Source organism: Rhodosalinus halophilus (assembly GCF_003298775.1).
In the GTDB taxonomy this organism is placed as follows: Bacteria; Pseudomonadota; Alphaproteobacteria; order Rhodobacterales; family Rhodobacteraceae; genus Rhodosalinus; species Rhodosalinus halophilus.
Map to the genome: position 1 here is coordinate 150,717 of NZ_QNTQ01000001.1, position 12,750 is coordinate 163,466.

Annotated in this window: 18 protein-coding genes and 2 tRNA genes; 14 read left to right on the plus strand and 6 right to left on the minus strand. The window is 70.7% G+C overall.

The genetic code is table 11. The features are described 5' to 3' along the window. Positions 1-90 precede the first annotated feature (90 nt). Complete coding sequence (locus DRV85_RS00630) at positions 91-336, plus strand: DUF4031 domain-containing protein (RefSeq protein WP_113287497.1); 246 nt, start codon at positions 91-93, stop codon at positions 334-336. A 15-nt stretch (positions 337-351) separates the two neighbouring features. Here DRV85_RS00630 and DRV85_RS00635 read toward each other — a convergent pair. Beyond that, positions 352-426 (minus strand) — tRNA-Thr (locus tag DRV85_RS00635). 114 nt (positions 427-540) lie between these two features. Between DRV85_RS00635 and DRV85_RS00640 the strand changes: the two genes are divergently transcribed. From DRV85_RS00640 to DRV85_RS00650, 3 genes are read left to right on the plus strand one after another with little or no spacing between them, the layout of a single operon-like run. After that, positions 541-723 (plus strand): hypothetical protein, encoded by a 183-nt coding sequence (locus DRV85_RS00640; RefSeq protein WP_113287498.1) that lies wholly within the window; start codon positions 541-543, stop codon positions 721-723. 18 nt (positions 724-741) lie between these two features. After that, a complete protein-coding gene (gene murA / locus DRV85_RS00645) occupies positions 742-2,010 on the plus strand; it encodes a UDP-N-acetylglucosamine 1-carboxyvinyltransferase (RefSeq protein ID WP_113287499.1) in 1,269 nt (422 codons plus the stop codon). Continuing rightward, positions 2,010-2,489: a DUF2948 family protein gene (locus DRV85_RS00650; RefSeq protein ID WP_113287500.1), complete on the plus strand. Its 480-nt coding sequence runs from the start codon at positions 2,010-2,012 to the stop codon at positions 2,487-2,489. Before murA ends, DRV85_RS00650 begins: the two co-directional genes overlap by 1 nt. Positions 2,490-2,567: 78 nt before the next feature. Here DRV85_RS00650 and DRV85_RS00655 read toward each other — a convergent pair whose 3' ends face one another. After that, positions 2,568-2,966, minus strand: a complete 399-nt coding sequence (locus DRV85_RS00655; RefSeq protein WP_113287758.1) for a c-type cytochrome — start codon at positions 2,964-2,966, stop codon at positions 2,568-2,570. Between the two features lie 162 nt (positions 2,967-3,128). Between DRV85_RS00655 and hisD the strand changes: the two genes are divergently transcribed. From hisD to DRV85_RS00705, 10 genes are all read left to right on the plus strand, one after another. Then, a complete protein-coding gene (gene hisD, locus DRV85_RS00660; RefSeq protein ID WP_113287501.1) occupies positions 3,129-4,430 on the plus strand; it encodes a histidinol dehydrogenase in 1,302 nt (433 codons plus the stop codon). Between the two features lie 77 nt (positions 4,431-4,507). Next, positions 4,508-4,987 carry a UPF0262 family protein gene (locus DRV85_RS00665; protein ID WP_113287502.1) on the plus strand — a complete coding sequence of 160 codons (480 nt, stop codon included), beginning with the start codon at positions 4,508-4,510 and terminating at the stop codon, positions 4,985-4,987. Positions 4,988-4,991: 4 nt separating this feature from the next. Continuing rightward, a complete protein-coding gene (locus tag DRV85_RS00670) occupies positions 4,992-5,459 on the plus strand; it encodes an arsenate-mycothiol transferase ArsC (RefSeq protein ID WP_199525730.1) in 468 nt (155 codons plus the stop codon). After that, a complete protein-coding gene (locus DRV85_RS00675) occupies positions 5,456-5,848 on the plus strand; it encodes a ketosteroid isomerase-related protein (RefSeq protein ID WP_113287503.1) in 393 nt (130 codons plus the stop codon). The genes DRV85_RS00670 and DRV85_RS00675 overlap by 4 nt, the downstream gene beginning before the upstream one ends. Continuing rightward, positions 5,848-6,429 carry a GNAT family N-acetyltransferase gene (locus DRV85_RS00680; RefSeq protein ID WP_113287504.1) on the plus strand — a complete coding sequence of 194 codons (582 nt, stop codon included), beginning with the start codon at positions 5,848-5,850 and terminating at the stop codon, positions 6,427-6,429. The genes DRV85_RS00675 and DRV85_RS00680 overlap by 1 nt, the downstream gene beginning before the upstream one ends. A gap of 78 nt (positions 6,430-6,507) precedes the next feature. Beyond that, positions 6,508-7,398 carry a carbon-nitrogen hydrolase family protein gene (locus DRV85_RS00685; RefSeq protein WP_113287505.1) on the plus strand — a complete coding sequence of 297 codons (891 nt, stop codon included), beginning with the start codon at positions 6,508-6,510 and terminating at the stop codon, positions 7,396-7,398. Positions 7,399-7,479: 81 nt separating this feature from the next. Next, on the plus strand, positions 7,480-7,698 hold the full coding sequence (infA, locus tag DRV85_RS00690) for a translation initiation factor IF-1 (protein WP_023849011.1): 219 nt from the start codon (positions 7,480-7,482) through the stop codon (positions 7,696-7,698). 3 nt (positions 7,699-7,701) lie between these two features. Then, positions 7,702-8,280, plus strand: coding sequence for a Maf family protein (locus DRV85_RS00695; protein ID WP_113287506.1), 579 nt, complete (start codon positions 7,702-7,704; stop codon positions 8,278-8,280). Further along, positions 8,277-9,287 (plus strand): ribonuclease E/G, encoded by a 1,011-nt coding sequence (locus tag DRV85_RS00700; RefSeq protein ID WP_113287507.1) that lies wholly within the window; start codon positions 8,277-8,279, stop codon positions 9,285-9,287. Before DRV85_RS00695 ends, DRV85_RS00700 begins: the two co-directional genes overlap by 4 nt. A gap of 61 nt (positions 9,288-9,348) precedes the next feature. Beyond that, positions 9,349-9,525, plus strand: a complete 177-nt coding sequence (locus tag DRV85_RS00705) for a DNA gyrase inhibitor YacG (RefSeq protein WP_113287508.1) — start codon at positions 9,349-9,351, stop codon at positions 9,523-9,525. Positions 9,526-9,569: 44 nt separating this feature from the next. Here DRV85_RS00705 and DRV85_RS00710 read toward each other — a convergent pair. The 4 genes from DRV85_RS00710 to DRV85_RS00725 form a co-directional block, all read right to left on the minus strand. Next, positions 9,570-9,644: transfer RNA gene (locus DRV85_RS00710), tRNA-Gln, on the minus strand. A 144-nt stretch (positions 9,645-9,788) separates the two neighbouring features. After that, positions 9,789-10,760 (minus strand): hypothetical protein, encoded by a 972-nt coding sequence (locus DRV85_RS00715; protein ID WP_113287509.1) that lies wholly within the window; start codon positions 10,758-10,760, stop codon positions 9,789-9,791. A gap of 9 nt (positions 10,761-10,769) precedes the next feature. Beyond that, the gene (locus DRV85_RS00720) at positions 10,770-12,200 is read right to left on the minus strand and encodes an MBOAT family O-acyltransferase (protein ID WP_113287510.1); all 1,431 of its coding nucleotides are present in this window, start codon (positions 12,198-12,200) and stop codon (positions 10,770-10,772) included. 18 nt (positions 12,201-12,218) lie between these two features. Continuing rightward, the gene (locus tag DRV85_RS00725; RefSeq protein ID WP_147238798.1) at positions 12,219-12,743 is read right to left on the minus strand and encodes a hypothetical protein; all 525 of its coding nucleotides are present in this window, start codon (positions 12,741-12,743) and stop codon (positions 12,219-12,221) included. Positions 12,744-12,750: the final 7 nt, after the last annotated feature.

Below are 12,750 nucleotides of genomic sequence, written 5' to 3' on the forward strand. Positions count from 1 at the left end.
TCCCCGGACGGCCTCGCAAGGGTCTTGCGCTCGCCATGGCTTGCCGGGGACCACCGAGTTTCTTGTGAACCAGGGGGGCCGTCATGGCTCTTGGCCGACAGGCTCGGGCTCTCCTGTCGCTGGCTCCAGAAGCCGGGAACCCGGCTGGAGCACTTCGACGTGAGCCTGAGCTGCCGCAGGAAGGCTGTGGCGGCAGGGGCGCAGGAGATCACCATGCGGGAGCTGGCAAGGAAGCTCCGCGACCGGAGGGACTACCCCGCGGAGCGGGTCCGGCTCGCAGGTTCTGCCCCAAAACCGCCGCGAAACGGCACTCAGCGGCTCGACGCTTCTGGCTAAGTGCTTGTTTTTTTCTGGTGCTGCCGGAGAGATTCGAACTCTCGGCCTCTCCCTTACCAAGGGAGTGCTCTACCCCTGAGCTACGGCAGCCCTTGCACCGCGGCCGGTTCGGCCACCGGTCTGCGTGGGGCGCGTGTTAGACGCTTCGCGCCGCCCGCGCAAGCGCAATCTGGACGCCTTTTCCCGCGTGCGGTAGACAGAGACATGACCCGCGGATCGGACGACGAAAAGGCTCGCGGTCAGCCCGGAACGGACCGCAAGGCGCGGCTGGGCGCGGCGCTCAGGGCCAACCTCGCGCGGCGCAAGGCACAGGCCCGGGCGCGCTCCGGCGGGCCGGAGAAAGAAGGCAGGACCGGGGAGGACACCCCGGCCGGCAAGGAGCAGTAGAGCGAGGGCGACAAAGCCATGGATTCCATCGTCGTGACGGGCAACGGCCCGCTCAAGGGCCGCGTGCCCATCGCAGGGGCCAAGAACGCCTGTCTGGCGCTCATGCCCGCCACGCTGCTGAGCGAGGAACCGCTCACGCTCACCAACGCGCCGCGGCTCTCCGACATCCGCACGATGGGCGCGCTGCTGCAGTCGCTGGGCGCCGAGGTCGTGCCGCTGCAGGGCGGACAGGTGCTCGCGCTCTCCTCGCACGATCTGACGGGGCATCTCGCCCATTACGACATCGTGCGGAAGATGCGCGCCTCGATCCTCGTGCTCGGGCCGCTGCTCGCGCGGCTGGGCGAGGCGGAAGTCTCGCTGCCCGGCGGCTGCGCGATCGGGGCGCGGCCCGTCGATCTGCACCTGCGCGCGCTCGAGGCGCTGGGCGCCGAGATGGAGCTGCGCGAGGGCTACGTTCACGCGCGTGCGCCCGCCGGCGGGCTCCGGGGCGGGCGCATCGCCTTCCCCTTCGTCTCGGTCGGCGCGACCGAGAACGCGCTGATGGCCGCGACGCTCGCGCGCGGGACCACCGTGATCGAGAATGCCGCCCGCGAGCCCGAGATCGTCGATCTCGCCCGGTGCCTGCGCACCATGGGGGCGCAGATCGCGGGCGAAGGCACGGAGCGGATCGAGGTGCAGGGGGTCGAGCGCCTCTCGGGCGCCACGCACAAGGTGGTGGCCGACCGGATCGAGCTGGGCACCTACATGCTGGCGCCGGCGATCTGCGGCGGCGAGGTGGAATGCCTGGGCGGCGGGCTCGAGCTTCTGCCGAGCTTCGCGGAAAAACTCGACGAGGCCGGCATCACCGTCCGCGAAACCGCGAGTGGCGTCGCGGTCTCGCGCGGCAACGGCCGGATCCGCGCCGTCGATGTCGCCACGGCGCCCTATCCCGGGTTTCCCACCGATCTTCAGGCGCAGATGATGGCGCTGCTCTGCCTCGCCGACGGGGTGAGCGTGCTTGAGGAGCGGATCTTCGAGAACCGTTTCATGCATGCGCCGGAACTGATGCGGATGGGCGCGCGCATCGACGTGCAGGGCGGCACCGCCACCGTCACCGGTGTGGAGCGGCTCAAGGGCGCGCCGGTCATGGCGACGGATCTGCGCGCGAGCGTGTCGCTGATCCTCGCCGCTCTGGCCGCGCAGGGCGAGACGCAGGTCAACCGCGTCTATCACCTCGACCGCGGCTACGAGCGCGTCGAGGAGAAGCTCTCGGGCATCGGCGCGAAGATCGAGAGGGTGGCCGCCTGATGACGGAGGACGCGCGCTTCGAGGACGGCCGCGAGCGCCCGCTCAACCTCGCCGCGCTGGACACCGAGGATCTCGAGGTGCTCTCGGCGCTGCTTCAGGACGCGGTCTTTCCGGCCACCGAGATGCGCTGGGACGCGAAGCGGCGGCGCTTTGCGCTGCTGGTCAACCGCTTCCGCTGGGAGGATCGCGCCGCCGCCGAGGCGCGCGGGCGGCCCTACGAGCGCACCCGCGCGATGCTGGTCGTCGAGAACGTCGGGCGCGTCTCGAGCCTCGGCATCGACCGGCGCGACGCGGACACGGTGCTCGCGCTGCTGGCGCTCGACTACGAGGGGCCGCCCGAGGGACCGGGGGCGCTGACGCTGGTGCTCTCGGGCGACGGCGCGATCCGGCTCGACGTCGAGGCGCTTGAGGCCCGCCTCAAGGACGTCACGCGCCCCTACGCCGCCCCCTCCGGCAAGGCGCCCGATCACGGCGTCTGACGGGCCGGGAAACCGCGCGCCGCCGTCACGACGCCGGTCGGGGACGCCTGGCCTGGTCCGCGCCCGGCCCCTGCCGCGTCACTCCTGCATGGCCTCCAGATATAGCGCCAGCGAAAGGACGCGCCCCCGCGTGACGATTTCGGCCGAATACTCGCCCGCGCCCATCGCCTCGGCCTTGTAGCGGCTGCCCCAGACCGGCATCGGATAGCCGTGACCGCGGATCCCGCTGCGGCCGTCGATCACCTGAATGACCTGGAGCATCGGAAAGGCACCGTCGTTTTGTGCCGAGAGCTGCGTGAGATCAGGCACCGCCACGGTCATCAGCTCGGCGAGCGGCCCCTCGCCCTTGCCGTTCTCGCCGTGGCAGCTGGCGCAGGAGCTCATGTATTCGCGCGCGCCGGGGTCATCCTGCGCGACGGCGGCCGCGGCGGGCAGACAGGCCGCCAGGGCGGCCGCGATCAGGGCTCTGGATTTCATCAGGAAAGCCTCCATGTTGCAGGGCGGAAAAATCGCCCCTCGCCGTCAGTCTGACGCGGGCACGCGGCGGGCGCGTTGACCGCGCACAACGGCCGCACCTCCGCCGGGGTTGAGACCGCCGCGCCGGCTGGCTATGACCCGCCGCACGCAAGGGAGACGCCGGTGCCGCAGTTCCTCGACACGAAAGACCCGGAGTTCGACGCGGGCTTCGCCGCCCTGCTCGGCGCGAAGCGCGAGGAGAGCGCCGACGTCGATGCCGCGGTCGCCGCGATCCTCGCCGACGTGCGCGCCCGCGGGGATGCGGCGCTGATCGAGCTGACCGCGCGTTTCGACCGGCTCGAGCTTGCGCCCGACACGCTCGCCTTCTCCGAAGCGGAGGTCGATGCGCTCTGCGCCCAGGTCGCCGAGGCGGACCGGGACGCGCTCGAGCAGGCGGCCGAACGCATCCGCGCCTATCACACGCGACAGATGCCCGAGGACGCCGAATGGACCGACCCCGAAGGCGCGACGCTGGGCTGGCGGTGGCGCCCGGTCTCGGCGGCGGGGCTCTACGTGCCCGGCGGCCTCGCCTCCTATCCCTCGTCGCTGCTGATGAACGCGATTCCCGCGCGGGTGGCGGGCGTGCCGCGGCTTGCCGTCGCGGTGCCCACCCCGGACGGGCAGGCAAACCCGCTGGTCATGATGGCCGCGCGCATCGCGGGGGTGGACGAGATCTATCGCGTGGGTGGCGCGCAGGCGATCGCGGCCTTCGCCTATGGCACCGCGACGATCCCCGCGGTGGACAAGATCACCGGCCCCGGCAACGCCTATGTCGCCGCCGCAAAGCGGCAGGTCTTCGGCCGCGTCGGCATCGACATGATCGCGGGGCCGTCGGAGATCCTGGTGATCGCCGACGGCGACAACGACCCGGACTGGATCGCGCTCGACCTGCTCAGCCAGGCCGAGCACGACGAGAGCGCGCAGGCGATCCTGATCACGCCGGACGCGGGCTTCGCCCGCGCGGTCTCGCAGGCTGTCGAGGCACGGCTCGAGACGCTGGAGCGGCGCGCGATCGCCGCGGCGAGCTGGCGCGACTTCGGCGCGGTGATCACGGTGCGCGATCTCGGGGAAGCCGCGGCGCTCGCCGACCGAATCGCGCCCGAGCATCTGGAACTCTGCGTGGCCGACCCCGAGGCGCTCGCCGACCGGATCACCCATGCCGGCGCGATCTTTCTCGGCCAGTGGACGCCGGAAGCGATCGGCGACTACGTGGGCGGCCCCAACCACGTGCTGCCCACGGCCCGCTCGGCGCGCTTTTCCTCCGGCCTCTCGGTGCTCGACTTCCTCAAGCGCACGACCACCGCGCGCATGAGCCCGCAGGCGCTGCGCGCCATCGGCCCGGCGGCCGAACGGCTCGCCCGCGCCGAAAGCCTCGAGGCGCACGGGCTGTCGGTGGCGGCGCGGCTGGCGAAGCTGAACGACTGAGGGTCGCTGCGCATTGTGCGCCCCGCGCGGGCGGGCTAGTCAGGGCGGACGACGCAAGAAAGACGCCAGACGGCCCCATGTCCCGCATCAGCCACATCGCACTCGACGATTCGAACCTGCCGCCGCCCACGCCCGAGATCGAGCAGGAGCGGAAGGTGGCGATGTTCGACCTGCTGGAGGACAACAGCTTCTCCCTGCCCGCGCGCGATGGCCGCACGGCGCCCGCCGGGCCCTACCGCGTCCATCTCGCGATCCGCGAGAAGCGGCTGGTCTTCGACATCGCCACCGAGAATGGCGAGAAGGCGGCCGAGTTCCACCTCTCGCTCAGCCCCTTCCGGCAGGTGGTGAAGGACTATTTCCAGATCTGCGAAAGCTACTTCGACGCGGTCAAGAAGCTGCCCCCCAGCCAGATCGAGACCATCGACATGGCCCGCCGCGGCATCCACAACGAGGGCTCGCGCATCCTGATGGAGCGGCTCGAGGGCAAGGCCGAGGTGGACGAGGACACCGCGCGCCGGCTCTTCACCCTGATCTGCGTGCTGCACTGGGGGGGCTGATCCGGTGGTGCGGGACCTGCCCCAGTCGGTCCTCTTCTGCTGCGATCACAACGCCGTCCGCTCGCCCATGGCGGAAGGCATCATGAAGAAGTTCTACGGCTTCGAGACCTACGTGCAGTCGGCCGGCGTGATCTCGGACATGGACATCGACGGCTTCGCCATCGCCGTCTGCGCCGAGATCGGGGTGGAACTCTCGCGCCACCGCGTGCGCAGCTTCGACGAGATGCAACAATGGGGCGACGACCTGTCGTCCTTCGACCTGGTGGTGGCGCTCTCGCCCGCGAGCAGGCATAAGGCGCTGGACCTCACGCGCTATTTTCACCTCGAGGTGATCTACTGGCCGATCATGGACCCCACCGGCATCGGCGACACCCGCGAGACCAAGCTCGCCGCCTACCGCCAGAGCCGCGACCAGATCGCGGCGCGGCTGATCGAGACTTTCGGCCCCCCCACGGAGGATGCGAGAGCATGAGCGAGACCGTCAGGCGCTATTTCGAGGCCTTCAACGCGGGCGACGTGCCCGCGATGCTGGGTTGTCTCGACCCGGACGTGGAACACCACGTCAACGAGGGCCGCGTGCGGGTGGGCAAGACCGCCTTCGCCGAGTTCTGCGCGCACATGAGCCACTGCTACGCGGAGCGGCTGACCGAGATGGTGATCTTCGAGGCCGAGGACGGCACGCGCGCCGCGGCGGAATATGTGGTCGAGGGCCGGTATCTGGCGACCGACGAGGGCCTGCCGGAGGCGCACGGCCAGACCTACCGGCTGCCGGCGGGCTCGTTCTTCTCGCTTCGGGACGGGCGGATCACGCGGGTGGTCACCTACTACAATCTCGCCGACTGGATCCGGCAGGTCGCGTGATGCGGGTGGAGGCGCTGACGGGAGAGGCGCTGGAGGCCGCGCTCGACGATGTAGCACGGTTGCGCATAGAGGTTTTCCGCGCCTTTCCATACCTCTACGACGGTAACTTCGACTACGAGCGCAAGTATCTCGAGCCCTACCGCGAGAGCGCGAACGCCATCCTCGTGGGCGCCTTCGACGGCGACCGGCTGGTGGGGGCTGCGACCGGCACGCCGATGCAGGACCACGCCGAGGATTTCGCGGCGGCCTTCGCGGAGAGCAGCCTCGACCTCTCGACGCTTTTCTACTGCGCCGAATCCGTCCTCCTGCCCGAGTATCGCGGGCGCGGGATCGGACACCGCTTCTTCGACCTGCGAGAGGAGCACGCACGGCGCCTGGGCTTCGCGCGCTGCTGCTTCTGCGGGGTCGTGCGGCCGGAGGATCATCCGCTGCGCCCGGCGGACCATCGCCCGCTCGACGCCTTCTGGCGCAGGCGCGGCTATGAGAAACTGCCCGGCGTGGTCGCGCATTTCGCATGGAAGGACGTGGACCGGGCGGAGAAGACGGAAAAGCCGCTCCAGTTCTGGATGCGCGACCTCTGAGCCGGGAGCAAGCCCGTTGGAACGGGCTTGCAAGCGGCTTGCAAGCCGCTTGCCCGGCGCGACCCAAGGAGACGTGAGATGAAGATCGCCACCGCCGCCTACCCGATGGATTTTCTCGAGTCGTGGACGGCTTACGAAGACAAGCTCGCCCGATGGGTGAGCGAGGCCGCCGAGGCCGGGGCGGAGCTGCTGGTCTTTCCCGAATACGGCGCTATGGAGCTTTCGACCCTCGCCGGATCGGATGCGGCCGCGGATCTCGAACGCTCGGCGCATGCGGTCTCCGACCGGGTGCCCGAGGCCAATGCGCTGCACGCCCGGCTCGCCGCGGAGCACGGCGTGCACATCCTCGGCGCCTCCGCGCCGGTCTTCGACCCCGCGCTCGGGCCGCGGCCGGTGAACCGCGCGCATTTCTTCGCGCCCTCGGGCGCCTCGGGCCATCAGGACAAGCAGATCATGACCCGCTTCGAGCGCGAGGAATGGTCGATCGCCCCCGGCGGGCCGCTCACGCTCTTCGACACGGCGCTCGGAAAGATCGGCGTGCTGATCTGCTACGACGCTGAATATCCCCTCTTCGCCCGCGCGCTGGTCGAGGCCGGCGCCGAGATCCTCCTCGTGCCCTCCTGCACCGAGAAGCGGCGCGGCTACTGGCGGGTGCGCATCGGCGCCATGGCGCGCGCGCTCGAGCAGCAGTGCGTCGCGGTGATGTCCTCGACGGTCGGCGATGCCGCCTGGTCCTACGCGGTGGACACGAACTCCGGCGCAGGCGGCGTCTTCGGCCCGCCGGACACGGGCTTTCCCGAGGACGGCGTGCTGGCGGTGGGGGAGCTCGACCGCCCGGGCTGGACCTGCGCCGAGGTCGACCCCGCCGCGATCGCCCATGTCCGCGCCGACGGGGTGGTGCTCAACATGACGCACTGGCAGGAACAGCCGCCGCGTATCGGCGAGGTCACGCGAGTCGCGCTCGGGTGATTCGCGACTTGAAAAGCACGGCGTTTGCCCTCATTTACACGGCGTCCGCGGGCTGCGCGGACGGTAAGGACAGGAGACAACATGGCCAAGGAAGATACGCTCGAATTTCCCGGTGTCGTGAAGGAGCTCCTGCCGAACGCGACATTCAGGGTCGAGCTGGACAACGGCCATGAAATCATCGCGCATACGGCAGGAAAGATGCGGAAGAACCGCATTCGCGTCCTCGCGGGCGACCGGGTTCAGGTCGAAATGACCCCCTACGATCTGACCAAGGGTCGGATCAACTACCGCTTCAAGTAAGCCTTGCGGCTCGTTCTGGGCTCCGCGAGCCCGCGCCGGCAGGAGTTGCTCGCGCGGCTCGGCGTCGCGCCCGACGAGGTGCGCCCCGCCGACATCGACGAAACGCCCCGCAAGGGAGAACTCCCCCGCCCCTACACCGCGCGGATGGCGCGGGAGAAGGCGGCGGCGATCGAGGCGGGACCGCAGGATCTCGTCCTCACCGCCGATACCACCGTGGCCGCGGGCCGCCGCATCCTCGGCAAACCGGCCGACGCGGGCGAGGCCCGCGCCTTCCTCGAGCTGCTCTCGGGCCGGCGCCACCGGGTCGTCACCGCCGTCGCGCTTCGGCGCAGCGACGCGCTCTGGGAACGACAGGTGGAAAGCGCAGTGAAGATGAAGCGACTCTCCGAGCCCGAGATCGCCGCCTATCTCGACAGCGGCGAATGGCAGGGCAAGGCCGGCGGCTACGCGATCCAGGGGCTGGCAGAGGCCTTCATCCCCTGGATGCAGGGCAGCTACTCGGGCGTCATGGGCCTGCCCCTGGCTGAAACCGCAGCGCTTCTGCAGGCCGCGGGCTGGCCGCTCTGGGAGCGCCGCGCGTGAAGGGGCGGAGGGTCGTTCTGGGCGAATGGCGCGGCCGCGAGGCGGCGGCGCTGATGGTGGACGGGCGGCTCGACGACCTGATCGTGGACACCGACGCGCCGCGGCCCGGCACCATCTACCGCGCCCGCCCCGACCGCCCGATGAAAGGCCAGGGGGGGCTTTTCCTCAGCACGCCCGAGGGCCGCGTCTTCCTGCGCCAGACCAAGGGTGTGCGCACGAACGCACCGCTGCTCGTGCAGATCACCGGCTATGCCGAGCCGGGCAAGGCCCCGCCGGTCACCTCGCGCCTCGCCCTCAAGGGCCGGTTCGCCGTGCTCACGCCCGGCGCGCCCGGCGTGAACCCCAGCCGCCGCATCCGCGACCCCGACCGCCGCGCGGCCCTCGCCGCGCTCGCCGAGGGAGTCGCGCCGTCGGGGACGGGAGTCATCCTGCGCTCCGCCGCGGCCTCGGCCGACGAGGATGCTGTCGTCGATGAACTGCGCGCCCTCGCCGCGGCGCTCACGCAGATCCTCGGGGACGGGGGCGCCGCGCCCGCGCTCCTGCTCGAAGGGGACGGGCCGCACGCGCTCGCCTGGCGCGACTGGACCGAACCGGCCGAGGTGGCGCATGGCGCTGACGCCTTCGAGCGGCTCGACGTTCTAGACGAGATCGCGGCGCTGTCCGACCCGGTGACGCCGCTCGCAGGCGGTGCGCGCATGAGCGTGGAACCCACGCGCGCGCTGGTTTCGGTCGATGTGGACACCGGCACCGATACCTCGCCCGCCGCGGCGCTCAAGGCCAATCTGGCCATGGCCAGGGCGCTGCCCAGGGCGCTGCGCCTGCGCGGTCTCGGCGGTCAGGTCGTGGTGGACCCCGCCCCCAGCCCCAAGCGCGACCGCAAGCAGATCGAGGGCGCGCTCAAGGCCGCGCTGCGCGCCGACCCTGTCGAGACCGCGCTGCTGGGCTGGACCGCGCTGGGTCACATCGAGCTGCAGCGCACGCGCGCCCGCCCGCCCCTGAGCCTCTGACTCGGGGTTGCCAGCGCGACGCGAGGGACGCAGCCTCGGCGCACGCGCGACCGGAGACCGCATGCCCTGCCCGATCTGCAAGAAACCGACCGACCCGAAATACCGGCCCTTCTGCTCGCGCCGCTGCGCCGACGTCGACCTCGCGCGCTGGCTGGGCGGCGGCTACGCCTTCCCCGGCCCGCCGCTCGACGAAGACGACGAACCCGCATCGGAAGCCCGGCAGCCCGACGACGACTGACCGTTCCGGCCGCCTGCAACCGGCGTCGACGATCGGAGATCTCATGGCTGGGGTGGTAGGATTCGAACCTACGGTACACGGTACCAAAAACCGCTGCCTTACCACTTGGCTACACCCCAGCGGTGGGGCGGTGCATAGCGCTCCCTCGGGCAGGGTGCAAGCCCTCGGGTGCCGGAAAAGGGGGGGCGCGGCGCCCTCCGCTCCCCCGCCGCGGCGGCGCCGCCGCTGCGGGCGTGAGAGCCGCGCGATCGGACGCGCCGCGTCTACTGCGGCGCGGCGGTCAGGATGGCGCGCAGATGCTCGACATAGAGGCGCTCGACGCCTGTTCGGTTGAGGTGGTCGGTGTCGAAATAGAGCGCGGGGTCGTCGAGCTCCGCGGAGAGATCGTGAAACGGCACCTCCCGCGCCGCCATGATCCGCCGCGCCGCGTCGAGCACCGTGGTGGAGGCCGGCAGCGCGTCGCGGAAGTGCTCCGGCAGCGGCAGGCGCACCGCCACCACCTCCACGCCCGCCGCCTGCGCCTCGTCGATCAGCGCGGCGAAGGCCTCGAGCGCGGGGTCGGCCTGCGCGGGACCGCTCCCCTCGGGGTAGAGGTAGTCGATTCGGCTCTGCACCGCGTGGCGCGAGGGCCGCGCGACGCGGTCGAAGGCCGCCGCGCCCTGCCAGCCGTCGGTGGCGAAGCGGCGCGGCGGATTGAGCTTGGAGAATCCGGCGAGATAGTCAGCCAACGCGCGTGGATCGACACCCTCGCGCGCCACCATACCGGCCATAAGTCGCGCCGTGGAGATCCGCAGCGGCGTGGTGCGCAGCAGGGTGCGGTCCTCGACGCGGCCGGCGTTCCATTCGCGCGCCTGAAAGGCGAAGGGATCGAGCACGTAGAGAAGGCGGGCGGGACGCACGTCGCGCAGCGCCTGGCGGGCCACGAAGCGGGCATAGACCGGCCCCGCGCCCAGTTCGGCCAGCACGAGCATGCGCGCGCCCGTCTGTTCGGCGAGCCGTCCGGGCACGTCGCCGTAGGCCAGCGGCAGCGCGTGGCTCGCGCCCAGCACGATCCAGTCGGCCTGCGCGCCGCGCGCGGCGAGCAGCTTCTGGAAGGCGCTCTCTTCCGCCCCGCGCCCGACACGGACCTCGGCCAGCGCGGCGAGCGCGGCATAGAGGGCCAGGAACAGCCCCGCGAAAAGCGCCGCCTGGCGCCATCCCGGCCCCGCGCGCGCCTCGGTGCTCTGCGTCGTCATCCCGCTCCCCTAGAACTGCATGTAGACGAAGGCCTCCGCCTGCCAGCGGCCCAGCAGGACCAGCGCGAAGGCCGCCGCATACCATCCCGCCCAGCGCAGCGCGCGCGGCGCGGCCTGGATCCTCTGCCAGATCGCGGGCATCTCCTGCAGGGCCTCGATCACCAGCAGGCCCACGATCAGCGCGACCAGAAACCCGTGCTCGGGCGTGAAGGGGAAATTGCCGATTAGGGCGGGAAGCTCCGGCAGCGCGGTGCCGATGCGCGAGAGCACGGTGAGCGCCACGTCGATGTCCGCGGCGCGGAAGAACACCCAGCTCACCAGGACCAGATGAAAGACCACAAGCCCCGCGAGCAGGCCGTGCACCCTGCCCTTCCAGCTTCCCTTCCAGCGGCGGCCGAGGCGGCGGCGCCAGGGCCTGAGCCCTCGCTCGCCCCACAGATAGAGCCCGTTGAGCGCCCCCCAGACGATGAAGCCCCAGCCGAAGCCGTAGCCCAGGCCCGCGTGCCAGAGGCCGCTGACCAGAAAGACCAGCATCAGCCCGGCATACATCCGCAGGGTCGAGGTGCTCTCGTGGATCACCGGGTAATAGACGAAGTCGCGGAACCAGTCGGACAGCGATATGTGCCAGCGCCGGGACCAGAATTCGCCGATCGAGGTGGCGAAATAGGAGCGGCGGAAGTTTTCGTGCAGTTCGATCCCGAAAAGCCGCGAGCTGCCGCGCGCGATGTCGGTGTAGCCGGAGAAGTCGCAGTAGATCTGGAAGGCGAAGAAATAGGTGGCCAGGATCAACTCCATCGGCACCGCGTATTCCGGGATCGCGTAGGTGCGATCCACGAAGGGCGCGAGATTGTCGGCCACCACGACCTTCTTGACCAGTCCCCAGAGGATGAGCTGGCCGCCCGAGGCCAGAAGCGCGGGATCGAGGCGCGGCACGCTCTGCAGCTCGGCGTTGAACGGCCTGATCCGCTCGATCGGGCCGGCGAGGATCTTCGGAAACCAGGCGAGAAACAGCAGATCCGCCCCGGCGGTTGCGCGGCTCTCGACCGGCTGGCGGTAGCGGTCGGCCAGAAGCGCGATGGCCGTGAAGGCGTAGAAGGAGAACCCGGCCGGCGCCGAGAAGCCGGTCACCGGGATCGGCGGAAAGGCCCCGGCCACCGGATCGTGATACTTGAGCAGATACATCAGCCCCAGGATCGCCAGCGTGCCGCCCCAGAAGGCGGTATGCCGCAGCGCCGCGTCGGGCCGCAGCAGCCAGCGCCCGCAGGCGAGCGTGATCGCGGCGACGCCGCCCAGCGCGAGCAGGTGGTCGAGGCCGTAGCTGGCGTAGAACAGAAGGCTCGCGGTCAGGATCACCGGCAGTCGCGCGGGCGCGGGCACCAGGTGAAAGAGGATCGCGACCGCCGGGAGGAAGAGCAGGTAGTCGAGCGAGTTGAACAGCATAACCCGCTCCTGCCCGCCTCAGTACGAGGCGCCCCCGGCGCGCAGTTCCGGCGGTATCTGGTCGAACGGAATGCCGGCGTTCAGCACAAGGTAGTCGGCCAGCAGGTTGCGTTCCGTCTCGGTCATGTCGATTTCGACGTGGCTGGGCGAGTTGAAGGTGCCGAGCCATGCCTCGCGCGTGCGGTCCTGCGTGACCGTCACCGTGATGATGTGGCAGGACTGGCAGAGCGCGAGCGCGAGGTCGCGGCCGTCGCGCGGCAGATCGCCGGCCGGGTCCATCGGCGCGTAGGCCTCGAGGTATTCGGCGAGCGTGGCCGCGTCCCATTGATCGAGGCCGGCCTCTTCGAGCCGCGGCTTCCAGTCCTCGGCCGGCGCCGCCTCGGCCCTTATCGCCGCGGCCAGCCCGTCGGGAATCCCGTCCGACTGCATCCGCTCGAGGATCGTGCGCCCGCCGTCCGGGACGAAGTCGAAGACGTCGTCCTCCTGTGCCACCGCAAGGCCTGCGAGCGCGGCCACGCCGGCCGCCACCCAAAGTGGTCTCATCGCATGT